Source organism: Microbacterium sp. CFH 31415 (assembly GCF_022538185.1).
Taxonomy (GTDB): domain Bacteria; phylum Actinomycetota; class Actinomycetes; order Actinomycetales; family Microbacteriaceae; genus Microbacterium.
On record NZ_JAKYXC010000002.1, the window covers coordinates 253,218 to 268,334 of the forward strand.

Here is a 15,117-nt window from a genome sequence, read left to right on the forward strand (position 1 = left end):
CGCGGGGCTCAGGCGTCCTGCATCGTCGCGAGCACGCGCTCGATGTCGTCGACGAAGGCGTTGTAGCCCGCGATCGTCGCGGCGACCTGCTCGTCGGTGAAGTCGGAGCGGTCCTGGCGGATGGTGAGCCTGGTGCCGCCATCGACCTCTTCGAGGTCGAACAGCACGGGCAGCCCGACGTCGTCGCCCGGCTGATCGGTCAGCGTCATCGCGAGGTGCGCGGGAGGCTCGACGACCTGGTACTCCCCCGACCAGTGGATGCGATGGCCGTCGGGCAGATGCATCACCGCACGGAAGGCGCCCCCCGGACGCACGTCCATGGTCAGCGTGTCCTGGGGCACCTCGACGGCAGCGGTGCCGAACCACACTGCGAAATGCTCGGGCGTGGTGATCGCCTCGAACACGAGTTCGCGCGGCGCGTTCAGCGTGCGGGTGACGGTGAAGTACTCAGTCATGATCGTTCTCCTGATGGGCCTGGTCGTGCTGGTCGGGCGCCGAGGGTGAGAGCTGTTGAAGGGCGTTGAGGTACTGGTCCAGGGCGCCGACACTGTCCTCCCAGAACTGCGCGTAGTTCTCGATCCAGCGGGATGCCGCGGCCAGGGGCCGCGCGTCGAGCCGCGCAGGTCGGTACTGCGCGTCCCTGCCCCGAGTGACGAGCCCCGCCCCTTCCAGCACGCGCAGGTGCTTCGAAACGGCGGCGAACGTCATGTCGAACGGCGCCGCGAGCTCGCCGACGTTCGCCTCTCCCCCGCTGAGTCGCTCGAGGATAGCGCGTCGCGTGGGGTCGGCGAGGGCCGAGAAGGTGCGGCTCAGCTGGTCGGTCATGATCACCTCGTTTATTCAACTGCTCGGTACAGTACCTACCGGTTGAATACTTGTCAAGGATGTCGCCGCATCACGGTACGGTGACGGAATGGCCCGCGTGATCTTCTACACCGCCACCACCCTCAACGGCTTCCTGGCAGACGATGACGACTCTCTCGACTGGCTCTTCGCGGCACCAGGCGGCGAAGGCGGCGACAGCGACTTCATGGACTTCCTCTCCGGCATCGGCGTCCTCGTGCAGGGGTCGGCGACGTATGAGTGGGTGCTCCGGCACGAGCACCTCGTGGATCACCCCGAGAAGTGGCCGGCGTACTACGGCGCACGTCCGACGTTCGTGTTCACCGGTCGGGAGCTGCCGGACGTGCCGGGTGCCGACATCCGCTTCATCCGCGGCGACGTGACGGACGCTTGGCCCGCGATCCGCGCGGCTGCGGGCGACCGCGACGTATGGATCGTCGGCGGCGGAGACCTGGCGGGCCAGTTCGCTGACGCGGGCCTGCTCGACGAGATCGTCGTGTCGGTGGCCCCGGCGACGCTGCCCTCGGGCAAACCGCTGCTCCCCCGCCGCATCGGCCCTGACCGGCTGACCCTCACCGGCGTCCGGCAGGCGGGTGCGTTCGCGGAGCTCACCTATGCAGTCGATGGGATCGGCGGGTGAGCGACCGCTGGCGGGGCGTCATCGCGGCGCTCCTCAACCCCGACCTGCGGGTCGTGCTGGCCGAGGCGATGGCCGCACCTCCGCTCACGGCCGCCCGCCGGGAGCGTGCCGTCGCACGCCTCGCCGGGCTCGGGCTGGTCCGCGAGACCGCCGACGGCCTCATCTTCGCCGACGCCCTGCTGCGCGGCATCCTGGAGGAGAATCCTGTCTCCAAGGCCACCGGGCCGGCGCGGTTCCTCGACGGCGCGGGTCGCATCGATCGCTTTCCGGTGCAGGACGGCGATCGCCGCGAACTGCTCGCGTGGGTGGCGACTCACGCGTTCGAACCGGGCGAGGTGCTGAGCGAGCAGCAGACGAATGAGCGCCTGGCGCGGTTCGCCGACGACGTGGCGGGGCTGCGGAGGCACCTGGTCGACGCCGGACTGCTCGAGCGCACGCGGTCGGGCTCCGAGTACGCACTGGTCGAGTCAGAGGGCTGACGGCGGCACGTCGAACCACTCGCCGTGCTTGGGCGCGCGCCCATCTCCCGACGAGGTGCCGGTGAGGCGTCGCCGGACCCAGGGCCCGACGTGCTCGCGGTAGTAGGCGGCCCCGCGCGTGGCCGCGGGCGGCAGCGGTGGCAGCGACCACCACTCCGCCGGAGGCTCCTGCCCGAGCGCCGTGAGCACGCGAGCCGCCACGCGGTGGTGGCCGCGCGAGTTCATGTGCAGGCGATCCTCCGACCAGTACGGCGGGCTCGACAGCTCGCGATCGGGCCAGTTGAACGCCCGGATGACATCGCCGCGATCGGCGAGCCGCTTCGCGACGGCGGCCGAGAGCAGGTCGCCGCGCCGCTGGATCACGCGGCTCAGCGGCAGCTGAGCGGAGGGATTGGCGCCGGACAGCACGATGAGCGTCACGCCTTCCTCATCGCATCGTCGCAGCACGTGGGTGAAGGCGTCGACGATGCGCGAGACGCTGGTGCGGGGCCGCAGCATGTCGTTGCCCCCGCCATTGAAAGACAGATGGGTGGGCCGCAGCGCGAGCGCGGGCTCGAGCTGCTGCTCGACGATCGGCCAGACGAGCTTGCCGCGGATCGCGAAGTTCGCGTACTCGACCGGATGACCGGAGGCATCCGCCCAGCCTTGCGCGACGAGATCGGCCCAGCCCCGCACGCGACCGTCGGGAAGCTCGTCGCCGACGCCTTCGGTGAACGAGTCGCCGATCGCGACGTACCGCACGGATGCCATCGTCCCAGCCTAAGCGCGTTGCGCGACTCGCTCAGCGGTCGTCGAGGGCGACGCCCCGCTTGTCGACGAGGCCCCAGGCCGCGACCGCCGCGACGACGAAGAACGCCGCGAAGACGACGAAGAGCGTGGGAGCACCGCCCATCGCCAGGAGGGCCGGGACGGCGAGCGGTGCGATGATCGACGCGATGCGGCCTACGCCCGCGGCCCAGCCCGAGCCGGTGGCCCGGAGCGATGTGGGGTACATCTCGGGTGTCACCGCGTAGAGGGCTCCCCACGCCCCGAGGTTGAAGAACGACAGCGCCATGCCCGCGGCGATCACGCCGCCCTCGCTGCCGACGGTGCCGAACACGACGGCGGACACAGCGGACCCCACGAGGAAGACAGAGAGCGTCGCGCGGCGGCCCCACACCTCGATGAGCCAGGCCGCCGCCGCATACCCCGGAAGCTGAGCGAGCGTGATGATCAGCGTGAAGCCGAACGACCGCACGAGGTCGTACCCCTGCGCGACGAGGATCGACGGGATCCAGATGAACGCGCCGTAGTACGAGAAGTTGACGCAGAACCACACCAGCCACAGGCAGGCCGTCCGCATCGTGAACTCGCGGGACCACAGCGATGCGAGACGCGAACGGACTGAGGACGCCACGGGCGGCTCGGTGTCCGGCTGGGCACTGGCCGGCTGGGCGACCGCGGAGGGTGCGGCTGCCGCCTCGATCGACCGCACGACAGCCTCGGCGTCGGCGTGCCGGCCCCGTCGCTCGAGCCACCGTGGCGACTCGGGAAGCCCCCAGCGGACGAACAGTGCGTAGGCGGCGGGGATCGCGCCCAGCGCGAACGCCCACCGCCACCCCGCCTCCGAGGCGGGGATGACGTAGAAGCCGATGAGGGCCGCTGCCGTCCACCCGACTGCCCAGAATGCTTCGAGGATCACGATGAGGCGGCCGCGAATGCGTGCGGGGGCGAACTCGCTGACGTAGGTCGACGCGACGGGCAGCTCGGCTCCGAGCCCGAGTCCGACGAAGAACCGCAGCACGAGCAATGCCACCAGCCCGCCGACGAGGGCGCTCGCACCCGTCGCGAGCCCGTAGACGATGAGCGTGAGCGCGAAGACCGAGCGCCGGCCGAAGCGATCGGCGAGCAGGCCGCCCAGGCTCGCACCGACCGCCATGCCGATGAATCCCACCGAGGCGATCCACCCGGTCTCGTAGGGCTGCAGGCTCCACTGGGCTGCCAGCGCGGCGATCACGAACGAGATCAGCCCGACGTCCATCGCGTCGAGTGCCCAGCCGAGGCCCGACCCGGTCAGGACGCGCAGGTGCCGGCGCGTGAACGGCAGCCGGTCCAGGCGCTCCGAAACTGTCGCGGGAGCGCGGGTGTCGGCATCCGTCATATCTTCATGCTACGGATGCGGCCGCCCCGGCGGCACTCACGACAGCAGGTCGCGAACCAGCGGCGCCACCTTCGTGCCGTAGAGCTCGATCGACCGCATCATGCGCGCATGCGACAGCGTGCCCGTCGAGAACTTCATGTCGAAGCGCTGAACCCCCAGCGTGCGCACGGTGCCGGCGATCTTGCGGGCGACCGTCTCGGGCGAGCCGACGTACAGGGCGCCTTCTGGCCCGACGTCGCGCTGGAAGCGCATGCGGCTGTAAGGGGGCCAGCCGCGCTCGCGGCCGATCGTGTTGTTCATCGCCTCGAAGCCTTCGTACGCCTCCTCCCATGCCTGCTGGTCGGTGTCGGCGACGTGCCCGGGCGAGTGCACGCCGATCGGCAGCGGTTCGCGCTGGAACGTCGTCAGAGACCGCCGGTACAGGTCGGCGAAGGGACGGAAGCGATCGGACGGACCACCGATGATCGCGAGCATGAGGCCGTAGCCGTAGCGAGCCGCGCGGACCACCGACTCGGGGGTGCCGCCTACGCCGACCCACGCCCGCAGACCGTTCTCGGTCTTCGGGAACACATCGGCGTCGGTGAGCGGCGCGCGGAGTGTCCCCTGCCAGGTGACGGGCTTCTCCTCGATGAGCTGCGAGAACAGATCGAGCTTCTCGTCGAAGAGCGTCTCGTAGTCGCGCAGATCGTAGCCGAACAGCGGGAACGACTCGATGAACGAACCGCGCCCGAGGATCACCTCGGCGCGGCCGTTCGAGACGGCGTCCAGCGTCGCGAAGCGCTCGTAGACGCGCACGGGGTCATCGCTCGAGAGGACCGTGACGGCGGTTCCGAGATGGATGCGCTCCGTGCGTGCGGCCGCGGCGGCCAGCACGATCTCGGGGCTCGAGACGGCGAACTCGCGGCGATGGTGCTCCCCGACGCCGAAGAACGAGAGGCCGACCTGGTCGGCCAGCACCGCCTCGTCGACGACATCGCGGATGGTCTGCGCTCCTGTGCGCAGCTCCCCCGACTCGTCGCGGGTGATGTCGCCGAAGGTGTCCAGGCCCAGCTCGACCGATGCGAGGTCGCTCATCGCGTGTCCTTTCCATTCGCGTGCATAAGATGCACGACGGGAGGAACCACGACGGCATCGCCGGCATTCCCGAAGACAAGCCGGGGCGCCGGGCGTAGCGTGGCGGTATGGCACTCTTCGCCGACCGCTCCGCCGCGGGCCGGGAACTGGCCGAGTCGCTGCAGCCCTGGGCCCGCCAGGACGCCGTCGTGTTCGGTATCCCCCGCGGCGGCGTCGTCGTCGCGGCCGCCGCCGCGCGCTCGCTCGGGCTCCCGCTGGCTGTCGCAGTCGTGCGCAAGCTCGGTGCCCCCTCTCACGAGGAATTCGCGGTGGGTGCCATCGCGGACGATGTGCGCGTCGTGAACGACGCGGCTCTGCGGGCGGGCCATGTCACCCCCGAGCAGCTGGCTTTCGTCGAGGACATGGAGCGCGTCGAGCTCCAGCGCCGTGGTGCGCTCTTCCACACCGACGACCACGTCGAGGGGATCACGGCCATCGTCGTCGACGACGGCATCGCGACCGGCGCGACGGCGACCGCGGCATGCCTCTCGCTGCGCGCGCGCGGCGCGGAGACGGTCGTGCTGGCCGCTCCTGTCGCGCCCGTGGACTGGCGACCCGAGCGCGGTGTGGTCGACGAGTACGTCTGCCCGCACCGGGTGCGCGACTTCTGGGCGGTCGGGCAGTTCTACGACGACTTCACCCAGACGACCGACGCGGAGGTCGTGGAACTGCTGTCCCACGACCTCCGTGAGTGACCCGTCGGCTCAGCGCGACAGCGCCGAACGCAGGGTGTCGAGGCCCACGCCGCCGATGTCGAGAGCGCGCTTGTGGAAGCGCTTGATCGAGAAGTCCGCTCCCTCGCGCTCCGCGACGTCATCGCGCAGCTGCTCCCAGATGCGCTGTCCGACCTTGTAGGACGGCGCCTGGCCCGGCCAGCCGAGGTAGCGGTTGACCTCGAACTTCACGAACTCGTCGGACATGTTCACGTTGTGACGCATGAACTCGAGCGCGAAGTCGGCGTCCCACGTGCCCTGGCCGTCGGGCCGGGGCTTGCGCAGGTGCACGCCGATGTCGAGCACGACGCGCGCGGCGCGCATGCGCTGCCCGTCGAGCATGCCGAGGCGATCGGCAGGGTCGTCGAGGTAGCCGAGCTGCTCCATGAGACGTTCGGCGTAGAGGGCCCATCCCTCGGCGTGACCGGAGGTGCCTCCGAGCAGGCGGCGGTAGGAGTTGAGCTGCGCCCGGTTGTACACGGCCTGCGCGATCTGCAGGTGGTGACCGGGAACGCCCTCGTGGTACACGGTGGTGAGCTCGCGCCAGGTGTCGAAGTCTTCGACGCCCTCAGGCACCGACCACCACATGCGGCCGGGGCGCGAGAAGTCGTCGGTCGGACCCGTGTAGTAGATGCCGCCTTCCTTCGTGGGGGCGATCATGCACTCGAGCTTGCGGATGGGCTCGGCGATGTCGAAGTGCGTCTTGCCGAGCTCGGCGACCGCGCGATCGCTGGTCTCCTGCATCCACTTCTGGAGCGCCTCGGTGCCGTAGAGCTTGCGAGACTCGTCCTGCTCGAGGAACGCCACCGCTTCCTCGACGGATGCCCCGGGCTTGATCTCGTTCGCGATCGACTCCTGTTCGGCGACCATGCGGGCGAGCTCTTCGACCCCCCAATCGTAGGTCTCGTCGAGGTCGACGGTCGCACCCAGGAACCGACGGGAGTGCAGCGCGTACAGCTCACGACCGACCGCGTCATCGTCGGTCGCCGCTGCGCTGAGCTCGCTGCCGAGGAAGCTCGCGAGCTCGTCGTACGCGACGCGAGCGGCGTTCGCGCTGTCGGCCAGCTCTCGCGCGAGCGAAGCGGGCAGCTGACCCTCTTCGGGTGCGGCCTCGGCGACGAACGTCGCGAAGAAGCCCTCATCCTCGGTGTAGCGCGCGATCTGCGTGACGACCTCGGTCACCTGGCGGCGTGCGGGGACGACCCCGCGGGCGATGCCCTCGCGCAGCGTCTCGATGTAGCCGTCGAGGGCGCCGGGGACGGCCTTCAGGCGCGTCGCGACGACGCTCCAGTCGTCGGCGGTCGCCGTCGGCATGAGATCGAAAACCGAACGGATGTCCTGTGCGGGAGATGCGATCACATTGATGTCGCGCAGGTGCCAGTTCGCCTCGTTGAGCTCGATGCCCACCTGGATCTCGCGGGCGAGGTCTTCCTGGGTGACGACGTCGATGTCGTCGACCGGGGTCGCCTCGGCGAGAGCCGCCAGCGTCTTGCGGCCCTCTTCGACGAGGCGCTGCTGGCCGGCCGGGCTGTAGTCGCCGAACCGGTCGTTGTACTCCGAACGGCCGATGTAGGTGGCCAGCGTCGGCTCGAGCTCGGCGAGCGTGTCGACCCATGCATCAGCGATCGTGTCGATCTGCGTGGGCGTGCGTGTTTCTTGAGTCATGGAGTCGAGCCTAAGGAGCCCGGGCGTGACGCGCCAAACGTGGGGCTCAGTGTCCGGCTTCGTTCCAGTTCGGTCCGCGGCCGATCTGCACGTCGAGGGGCACCGAGAGTTCCGCGGCGTCTCCCATGCGGTCCTGCACGATCTGCTCGGTGACCTCCCACTCGCCCGGAGCCACCTCGACCACGAGCTCATCGTGGATCTGCATGAGCACCCGCGAGCGCAGGTCGCGCGACATGAACTCGTCGTGGATGCGGAACAGCGCGATCTTCATGATGTCGGCCGCGCTGCCCTGGATCGGAGCGTTCAAGGCCGCCCGTTCGGCGTTCTCACGCAGCACCCGGTTGGGGCTGGCGAGGTCGGGGAACGGCCGACGGCGGCCGAAGATCGTCTCGGTGTAGCCGTCGATGCGAGCCTGCTCGACCGACGACCGCAGGTAGTCGCGCACCGCCCCGAAGCGTGCGAAGTACTCCATCATGAGCTGCTTCGCCTCGCTCTGCTCGATGCGCAGCTGCTTGGAGAGACCGAACGCCGACAGACCGTACACGAGCCCGTACGACATCGCCTTCACCTTGGTGCGCATCGCCGGCGTCACGTCGGACGGGTCTACCGCGAACACGCGGGCGCCGACGAAGCGGTGGAGGTCTTCGCCCGAGTTGAACGCCTCGATGAGCCCGGGATCTTCGGACAGGTGGGCCATGATCCGCATCTCGATCTGCGAGTAGTCCGCTGTGAGCAGCGTCTCGTAATCTTCGCCCACCTCGAACGCCGAGCGGATGCGGCGGCTCTCGTCGGTGCGGACCGGGATGTTCTGAAGGTTCGGGTCGGTGCTCGACAGCCGGCCGGTCTGGCTGCCGGTCTGCACGTACGTCGTGCGGATCCGCCCGTCGGCGCCGATCGCGGTGTCGAGCGACTCGATGATCTGGCGCAGCTTCGTGGCCTCGCGGTGCTGGAGCAGCAGGTCGAGGAACGGATGCGGGTTGGACTCCTGCAGGTCGGCGAGGACCGCGGCATCCGTCGAGTATCCCGTCTTGGTCTTTCGGGTCTTCGGAAGCTGCAGCTCGTCGAACAGCACCTCCTGCAGCTGCTTGGGCGAGCCGAGGTTGACCTCGCGGCCGATCGCCTGGAACGCCTGCTGCGCGATCGCATCGGCCCGCTCACCCAGTTCGGCCGAGAAGGTCGACAGGGTGCCGTGCGAGACGGCGACGCCCGCCAGCTCCATGTCGGCGAGGGTGAGCAGCGTGGGCAGCTCGATGTCGGTCAGCACCCGCGCGACGCTCTCGGGCAGTTCGCCGCGCAGCGCCTCGGTCACGCGCATCGTGAACCATGACAGCTGACCGGGAGTCGCGCCCTCGGTCTCGGGGACGAGCTGGGTCGGGTCGGCCTCAGGGAGCTTCTCGTCGAGGTAGCGGTCGACGAGGTCGGCCAGGTTCTTGTCGGGGAAGCTCGGGCGCAGCAGCCATCCGGCCACGATCGTGTCGAACGCGAGCCCGTCGACGCGCAGGCCGACTCGACGAAGCGCCTTCACCTGCGCCTTCGCGTCGCTGAAGATCTTCGGTACGTCGGAGGCGAGCCAGGACCCGAGCGTCTCGGCGAGCTCGGGAGTCCACGTCGCCTCAGCCGCAGCCTCGAGCGTCGCCACTCCGAGCCTGGTGGGAAGGCCGCCCTCGGTGAGGACCGTGACCCCCACTTCGCCCTCGACGGCTTCGAGCCACGCGAGCAGCTCGGAAGCGGCGAGCTCGGCTGCAGCCGGCATGGGCACCGCGGCCGCAGAGGTCACCGCCGCCATCTGCTGCTCGATGCCGGCGAGCTCGGCCACACGCGGGATGAGGGTCTTGAACTCGAGCCGGGCGAAGATGTCGCGCACGGCCTGGGCGTCCATCGGCTTCACTTCGAGGTCGGCGACCGTCACGGGCAGTTCGACGTCGGTCAGCAGACGGTTGAGCGTGCGGTTGCGGCGCACCTCGTCGAGGTGCGCACGCAGGTTGCCGCCCACGACGCCCGTCACCTTGTCGGCGTTGTCGAGCAGCTCGTCGAGCGAGCCGAACTGGTTCAGCCACTTGACGGCCGTCTTCTCGCCGACCTTCGGCACGCCGGGGAGGTTGTCGCTCGTCTCACCGACGAGTGCCGCCACGTCGGGGTACTGCTCGGGGGGCACGCCGTAGCGGTCGATGACCGCCTGACGGTCGTATCGCTTGAGCTGCGATACGCCCTGCACGTTGGGGTAGAGCAGGGTGATGTCGTCGTTCACCAGCTGGATCGTGTCGCGGTCGCCCGAGCAGACGAGGACGTCGTAGTGTTCGGCCGCGGCCTGCGTAGCGAGCGTGGCGAGAATGTCGTCGGCCTCGAAGTCCTCCTTCTGGAGCACCGTGATGCTCATGGCCGCGAGGCAGTCCTGCAGGATCGGAATCTGCCCCTTGAACTCGGACGGCGTCTCGGAGCGGTTCGCCTTGTACTCGGCGTACTCGCGCGTGCGGAACGACTGGCGCGAGGTGTCGAAGGCCACGGCCAGATGCGTCGGCTTCTCCGCTTTGATGAGGTTGATGAGCATCGCCAGAAACCCGTAGATGCCGTTGGTGTGCTGGCCGTCCTTCGTCGAGAAGTTGTCTACGGGAAGGGCGTAGAAGGCCCGATACGCCAGCGAATGGCCGTCCACGACGAGAAGGGTAGGCTTTGCGGAGTCCGTCACCCTGCAAGCCTAGTCAGGGCCGGAGACACCCCCACCCGCCGCAGCCCGAAGGTGAGCCATGCCCGAGAACGCCCCCGTGAACGTCGACGGACTCGCATGGGCGGCGGCGCGGGGCATGGGAGCCCTCGCGGAGAAGATGGGCGTCGAGTTCACCGAGTTCTCGGTGGAGCGGTGCGTCGCGACGATGCCCGTCGAGGGCAACACGCAGCCGGTCGGCCTGCTCCACGGCGGGGCGTACGTCGTGCTCGGCGAGTCGCTCGGCTCGATGGCGGCGAACCTCCATGCAGGACCCGGACGACTCGCGGTCGGCGTCGACATCAATGCGACGCACACCCGCTCGGCGACGTCCGGCGTCGTCACCGGCGTCTGCACTCCGGTGCACCTCGGCCGCACCGTCACGGTGCACGAGGTCGTCGTCACCGACGACCAGGGGCGCCGGTGCTCCACGATCCGCATCACGAACCACGTCCGCCGGATCGAGTAGCGCCGACGGGCGAAGCCCGACGTCGCGTATCGAGATCAAGGACCAGTAGAGACGAAGAAGCGGATGCCGCGGCATCCGCTTCTCGCAAGTCCTGGGTGAGGATCAGCTCACTTCTTGGGGGCGAGCTGCTCGATGATCGCCTTCGCGACGTCCTGCATCGTGAGGCGACGGTCCATCGACGCCTTCTGGATCCAGCGGAACGCCTCAGGCTCGGACAGGCCCATCTTCTCGTTGAGCAGGCCCTTCGCCCGGTCGACGAGCTTGCGGGTCTCGAAGCGCTCGACCATGTCGGCGACCTCGGCCTCGAGCGTGATGATCTGCTCGTAGCGCGCGAGCGCGATCTCGATCGCAGGCAGCAGGTCGTTCGGGGTGAACGGCTTGACGACGTATGCCAGGGCGCCGGCTTCGCTCGCCCGCTCGACGAGCTCCTTCTGGCTGAAGGCGGTCAGGAGCACCACAGGGGCGATGTGGTTCTTGCTGAGCTTCTCGGCGGCGGAGATGCCGTCGAGCTGCGGCATCTTGACGTCCATGATCACGAGGTCTGGACGCAGATCGGTGGCGAGCTGCACGGCGGTCTCGCCGTCACCCGCCTCGCCGACCACGTCGAAGCCGTTGTCTCGGAGGATCTCGACGATATCGAGTCGGATCAGCGACTCATCCTCCGCCACGACGACTCGACGGGGGGTGGAGGCCTGCGCTCCGGGGGTCAGCTCCTGCTCAGTCACCATTGAATCCTACGGTATGGTCAATCGCGGACGCGCGGCAGGACGCGCGGGCCGGTGTGGCGGAATGGCAGACGCGACCGACTCAAACTCGGTTGCCCGCGAGGGCGTGTGGGTTCGACTCCCACCACCGGCACGGACTGCGAGCGCCCCTCGAGGTGGTCGCGTCGTCGTGTCAGAGGCGATCGGCCACCGTGGCGGCGACAGTGAGCCACGCGTCGCGGGTCGCCGGTGAGAGGGAATCGAAGTCGACCGGTCCGCCATCGACCAGCGAGGGATCGAACGGAGCGATCACGACGCCCGACGTGACCTGCTCGAAGTGGCGCGTCAGCCGGCTCTCGAGGCGTCGGTCGGCCTTCGCGGAGGGTGCCGTCAGAACCGTGACGGCACGGTCGACCTTCTCACCGAACCCCTTCTCGCGGAGTCCGTCGAGCAGCCAGGCGGCGCTTGCAGCGGTGTCCTCGCGGACGGTCGACACGATGACGAGCTGATCCGCCGCCGCCACGGACGCGATCCAGTTCGACGCGCGCATGTTGTTCCCGGTGTCGATGATCATCAGGCGGTAGTAGCGCCGCAGCAGTGCGTGCAGCCGGTCGAAGGCGGCCGCGTCGATCGTCGACGACGCCGCGGCGTCCTCGTCGGACGCGAGAACGTCGAACCGTGCGTCGACCTGCGTTCGCACGTAGGTGTCGAGGGTGGCCAGTCCGGAGCCATCCGGATCGGCGAAGCGATCGAGCTCCTCCAGCAGATCGACTGCAGTGCGGTGGTGGGGCGCGTTCTGCGCTCGCCAGCCGAGGGTGCCGCGCGTCTCGTTGTTGTCCCACGCGAGCGTCGCACCGCCCCGGAGGGTGCCGAAGGTGGCAGCGAGCAGCAGCGTGCTCGTGGTCTTGTGAGCTCCGCCCTTCGGGTTGAGCACGACGATCGTGCGCGGGGCGTCGAGACGCCGCTGCACGCGCTGCTGCCGGTCGAGTCGCGACTGCTCCGCACGGCCCGGAGCGGGTGAGACGAGGCCTCCGGTTGCGCGGCGCACGGCGCCCTGCCACCCTTCGGTCGCGCGCGGACGGTCCCCCTTGTCGCGCGACTCGAGCAGATCCTGCACGGTCGGCTTCGAGTGGTCGCGCACGGACGACGCGGTGCTGCGCGTGGCCATGACCGTAGGTGTCGGTGCAGGCGGCGCATCGGCGGCGAAGGCCGGGGTGACGGCGACCGCGGGCGCGGGGACCGCGGGCGCGGGCATCGCGGGCGCGGGGACCGCGGGCTCGGACATCGCGGTCTCGGACACCGCGGGCGCGGGGACCACTGGCTCCCCCGCCGGCGCGGCCGGCGGCGACGGCTCGAGGTTCTCCGCGAAGGTGCCATCGGGGTGGACGATCAAGGGCCACCGCGATGAGCCCTCCACGAGGGTCGCGCGTGCGGGCTCGCCGGCCGATGCGGCGAGGAGCCGGATCTCCTCCACCACGCGGTCCCGCAGCGCACGGCTGTCAGCGGCCACGAGCTCCTCCACGTCGGTTCCGACATGGACCTCCGCGACGGTGCTCGACAGGATGTGCACCGTGGCTTCGGGCGTGCGTGTAGTCATGGGTTCCTCCCGCGCGAGATCTCAGACGCGCTCTCCAACGCTAGCCGACTCGGCTCGCGCAGCATCCCAGGCGTGCGGGGCCCGGGGCCGGGCTGTCGATCACCCGCCGTCGAATGGCCTTCGTCGCGTCCTCCCCCGGCTACGCGCCGAAGTACTGGCCGCCCAGCGCCTTGCTCTTGAGGGCGTCGAACTCACCCTGCGTGATCGTCCCCGCGTCGAGCAGGGCCTTCGCCTTGGCGATGTCCTCCGAGGGACTCGTCGACGCGGCAGGCCGGTAGTCGTCGTTCTCGGGGGCGCTCGCGTAGCGCTCCCGCGCGCGTTGCGCCATGCCCGAGCCGCGGGCGATGACGTACACCAGCGCGGTCAGGAACGGCACGAACACCAGCGCGATGATCCAGAGCGCCTTGAACCAGCCGCTCAGCTTGTCATCCCGGAAGAGATCGGTGATCACGACGATCACGACGTAGATGTAGGCGACGAACCAGAAGATCCACAACAGCCACCAGAACAGATCCATGCGAGGGCCTCCTGCCCGGAAAACGGAGCGGTCGCGCTCAGCATAGTGAGCGCGACCGTTCCGAGGCAGGATTGCCGGGACTACTCGCCGGACTGGTAGATCGGCGCCTTGCCGTGCACCGCATCGCCGATCTTGTGGATGCGGATGTCGTTGGTGGAGCCGATGATCCCAGGAGGCGAACCCGAGATCACGACGACCTTGTCGCCGACCTTCGCGAGGTCCCTCGAGAGGAAGTAGTCGTCGACCTGGATGAACATGCGGTCGGTGTGCGCGACGTGCTCGACGAGCGCCGACTCGACACCCCACGTGAGGGCCATGCGGCGTCGGATCGACGGCTCGGGGGTGAATCCGATCATCGGGATGCGCGGGCGCAGCCGCGACATGCGGCGCGCGGTGTCACCCGACTCGGTGAAGATGCAGAGGTACTTCGCCTCGACGAACTCGGCCACCTCCAGTGCGGCGAGGGTGATCGCGCCGCCCTGCGTTCGGGGCTTGGTCGTCAGCGGAAGGATGCGCTCGAGTCCGTGCTCCTCGGTGGACTCGACGATGCGGGCCATCGTCTCGACCACGACGACGGGGTACTTGCCCACGCTCGTCTCGCCCGAGAGCATGACCGCGTCGGCGCCGTCGAGGACGGCGTTGGCGACGTCGCTCGTCTCGGCGCGGGTCGGGACGGGGTTCTCGATCATCGACTCGAGCATCTGCGTCGCGACGATGACCGGCTTGGCCATGCGTCGGCACAGCTCGACCGCCCGCTTCTGCACGATCGGCACGGCCTCCAGCGGCAGCTCGACGCCGAGATCGCCTCGCGCGACCATGATGCCGTCGAACGCGTCGATGATCTCCTCGAGGTTGTCGACGGCCTGCGGCTTCTCGATCTTCGCGATCACGGGCACGTGGCGACCCTCTTCGGCCATGATCACGTGAACGCGCTGTACGTCCTTCGCGTCACGCACGAACGAGAGCGCGATGATGTCGGCTCCGGCGCGCAGCCCCCAGCGCAGGTCGGCCTCATCCTTCTCGGACAGCGCGGGCACGTTCACCGCGACGCCGGGCAGGTTGATGCCCTTGTTGTTGGAGACCGGGCCGCCCACGATGACCTTCGTCGTCACGACGGTGCCGTCGGTCTCGACGACCTCGACTCGCACCTTGCCGTCGTCGATCAGGAGGAAGTCTCCGGCCTTGACGTCCTGCGGCAGACCCTTGAAGGTCGTCGAGACGATCTCCTTGGTGCCCACGATGTCGTCGACGGTGATCTTGAAGATGTCGCCGACAGCGAGGTCGTGGGGGCCGTTCTCGAACTTGCCGAGGCGGATCTTCGGGCCCTGGAGGTCGACGAGGATGGCGACCGCGCGTCCTGCGTCGTCGGCGGCCTTGCGTACGTTGGCGAAGTTGTTGTCGTGGATCGAATAGTCGCCGTGGCTCAGATTGAAGCGGGCGACGTCCACGCCGGCGTCGATGATCGCGCGGACGCTCTCATAAGACGACGTGGCGGGGCCAAGGGTTGCGACGATTTTGGCGCGTCTCATCCGTGTG

General features: G+C 69.1%; 15 protein-coding genes and 1 tRNA gene. 5 read left to right on the forward strand and 11 right to left on the reverse strand.

Annotated features, from left to right (window positions below; translation table 11 throughout):
- Positions 1-8: 8 nt before the first annotated feature.
- Positions 9-455 (reverse strand): SRPBCC domain-containing protein, encoded by a 447-nt coding sequence (locus tag MK786_RS02140; RefSeq protein ID WP_241110604.1) that lies wholly within the window; start codon positions 453-455, stop codon positions 9-11.
- Complete coding sequence (locus tag MK786_RS02145; RefSeq protein ID WP_241110605.1) at positions 448-825, reverse strand: metalloregulator ArsR/SmtB family transcription factor; 378 nt, start codon at positions 823-825, stop codon at positions 448-450. The genes MK786_RS02140 and MK786_RS02145 overlap by 8 nt, the downstream gene beginning before the upstream one ends.
- Before the next feature lie 88 nt (positions 826-913).
- On the opposite strand from MK786_RS02145, the gene MK786_RS02150 reads away from it, so the two are divergent.
- The gene (locus MK786_RS02150; protein WP_241110606.1) at positions 914-1,483 is read left to right on the forward strand and encodes a dihydrofolate reductase family protein; all 570 of its coding nucleotides are present in this window, start codon (positions 914-916) and stop codon (positions 1,481-1,483) included.
- A complete protein-coding gene (locus MK786_RS02155) occupies positions 1,480-1,962 on the forward strand; it encodes a DUF2087 domain-containing protein (RefSeq protein WP_241110607.1) in 483 nt (160 codons plus the stop codon). The genes MK786_RS02150 and MK786_RS02155 overlap by 4 nt, the downstream gene beginning before the upstream one ends.
- Here the strand turns inward: MK786_RS02155 and MK786_RS02160 are convergent.
- Genes MK786_RS02160 through MK786_RS02170 form a run of 3 tightly spaced genes read right to left on the reverse strand, consistent with a single transcriptional unit; the run spans position 1,951 to position 5,176 of the window.
- Entirely contained in the window at positions 1,951-2,712 is a 762-nt protein-coding gene (locus MK786_RS02160; RefSeq protein ID WP_241110608.1) for an SGNH/GDSL hydrolase family protein, read from the reverse strand. The genes MK786_RS02155 and MK786_RS02160 overlap by 12 nt on opposite strands.
- Positions 2,713-2,743: 31 nt before the next feature.
- The gene (locus tag MK786_RS02165; protein WP_241110609.1) at positions 2,744-4,102 is read right to left on the reverse strand and encodes an MFS transporter; all 1,359 of its coding nucleotides are present in this window, start codon (positions 4,100-4,102) and stop codon (positions 2,744-2,746) included.
- 36 nt (positions 4,103-4,138) lie between these two features.
- Positions 4,139-5,176 (reverse strand): LLM class flavin-dependent oxidoreductase, encoded by a 1,038-nt coding sequence (locus MK786_RS02170; RefSeq protein ID WP_241110610.1) that lies wholly within the window; start codon positions 5,174-5,176, stop codon positions 4,139-4,141.
- A 107-nt stretch (positions 5,177-5,283) separates the two neighbouring features.
- Between MK786_RS02170 and MK786_RS02175 the strand changes: the two genes are divergently transcribed.
- Positions 5,284-5,910 (forward strand): phosphoribosyltransferase, encoded by a 627-nt coding sequence (locus tag MK786_RS02175; RefSeq protein WP_241110611.1) that lies wholly within the window; start codon positions 5,284-5,286, stop codon positions 5,908-5,910.
- A gap of 9 nt (positions 5,911-5,919) precedes the next feature.
- Here the strand turns inward: MK786_RS02175 and MK786_RS02180 are convergent, their stop codons facing one another.
- Complete coding sequence (locus MK786_RS02180) at positions 5,920-7,593, reverse strand: DUF885 domain-containing protein (protein WP_241110612.1); 1,674 nt, start codon at positions 7,591-7,593, stop codon at positions 5,920-5,922.
- 46 nt (positions 7,594-7,639) lie between these two features.
- Positions 7,640-10,279 carry a DNA polymerase I gene (gene polA, locus MK786_RS02185; protein WP_241110613.1) on the reverse strand — a complete coding sequence of 880 codons (2,640 nt, stop codon included), beginning with the start codon at positions 10,277-10,279 and terminating at the stop codon, positions 7,640-7,642.
- 58 nt (positions 10,280-10,337) lie between these two features.
- Here polA and MK786_RS02190 point away from each other — a divergent pair, with 58 nt between their 5' ends.
- The gene (locus MK786_RS02190; protein WP_241110614.1) at positions 10,338-10,763 is read left to right on the forward strand and encodes a hotdog fold thioesterase; all 426 of its coding nucleotides are present in this window, start codon (positions 10,338-10,340) and stop codon (positions 10,761-10,763) included.
- Between the two features lie 107 nt (positions 10,764-10,870).
- Here the strand turns inward: MK786_RS02190 and MK786_RS02195 are convergent, their stop codons facing one another.
- Positions 10,871-11,491, reverse strand: a complete 621-nt coding sequence (locus MK786_RS02195; RefSeq protein WP_225221961.1) for a response regulator — start codon at positions 11,489-11,491, stop codon at positions 10,871-10,873.
- 47 nt (positions 11,492-11,538) lie between these two features.
- Between MK786_RS02195 and MK786_RS02200 the strand changes: the two genes are divergently transcribed.
- Positions 11,539-11,621 (forward strand) — tRNA-Leu (locus MK786_RS02200).
- A gap of 39 nt (positions 11,622-11,660) precedes the next feature.
- On the opposite strand, the gene MK786_RS02205 is transcribed toward MK786_RS02200, so the two are convergent.
- From MK786_RS02205 to pyk, 3 genes are all read right to left on the reverse strand, one after another.
- The gene (locus MK786_RS02205) at positions 11,661-13,064 is read right to left on the reverse strand and encodes a chromosome partitioning protein (protein ID WP_241110615.1); all 1,404 of its coding nucleotides are present in this window, start codon (positions 13,062-13,064) and stop codon (positions 11,661-11,663) included.
- A 139-nt stretch (positions 13,065-13,203) separates the two neighbouring features.
- On the reverse strand, positions 13,204-13,581 hold the full coding sequence (locus MK786_RS02210; protein ID WP_241110616.1) for an SHOCT domain-containing protein: 378 nt from the start codon (positions 13,579-13,581) through the stop codon (positions 13,204-13,206).
- A gap of 80 nt (positions 13,582-13,661) precedes the next feature.
- On the reverse strand, positions 13,662-15,110 hold the full coding sequence (gene pyk / locus MK786_RS02215; RefSeq protein ID WP_241110617.1) for a pyruvate kinase: 1,449 nt from the start codon (positions 15,108-15,110) through the stop codon (positions 13,662-13,664).
- Between the last annotated feature and the right edge of the window lie 7 nt (positions 15,111-15,117).

Coding starts and splice junctions, on each gene's coding strand:
- MK786_RS02190 (WP_241110614.1), top strand. CDS start 10,338: ATGCCCGAGAACGCCCCCGTGAACGTCGACGGACTCGCATGGGCGGCG.
- MK786_RS02205 (WP_241110615.1), bottom strand. CDS start 13,064: ATGACTACACGCACGCCCGAAGCCACGGTGCACATCCTGTCGAGCACC.
- MK786_RS02170 (WP_241110610.1), bottom strand. CDS start 5,176: ATGAGCGACCTCGCATCGGTCGAGCTGGGCCTGGACACCTTCGGCGAC.
- MK786_RS02150 (WP_241110606.1), top strand. CDS start 914: ATGGCCCGCGTGATCTTCTACACCGCCACCACCCTCAACGGCTTCCTG.
- pyk (WP_241110617.1), bottom strand. CDS start 15,110: ATGAGACGCGCCAAAATCGTCGCAACCCTTGGCCCCGCCACGTCGTCT.
- MK786_RS02140 (WP_241110604.1), bottom strand. CDS start 455: ATGACTGAGTACTTCACCGTCACCCGCACGCTGAACGCGCCGCGCGAA.
- MK786_RS02160 (WP_241110608.1), bottom strand. CDS start 2,712: ATGGCATCCGTGCGGTACGTCGCGATCGGCGACTCGTTCACCGAAGGC.
- MK786_RS02145 (WP_241110605.1), bottom strand. CDS start 825: ATGACCGACCAGCTGAGCCGCACCTTCTCGGCCCTCGCCGACCCCACG.
- MK786_RS02210 (WP_241110616.1), bottom strand. CDS start 13,581: ATGGATCTGTTCTGGTGGCTGTTGTGGATCTTCTGGTTCGTCGCCTAC.
- MK786_RS02165 (WP_241110609.1), bottom strand. CDS start 4,102: ATGACGGATGCCGACACCCGCGCTCCCGCGACAGTTTCGGAGCGCCTG.
- MK786_RS02175 (WP_241110611.1), top strand. CDS start 5,284: ATGGCACTCTTCGCCGACCGCTCCGCCGCGGGCCGGGAACTGGCCGAG.
- MK786_RS02180 (WP_241110612.1), bottom strand. CDS start 7,593: ATGACTCAAGAAACACGCACGCCCACGCAGATCGACACGATCGCTGAT.
- MK786_RS02195 (WP_225221961.1), bottom strand. CDS start 11,491: ATGGTGACTGAGCAGGAGCTGACCCCCGGAGCGCAGGCCTCCACCCCC.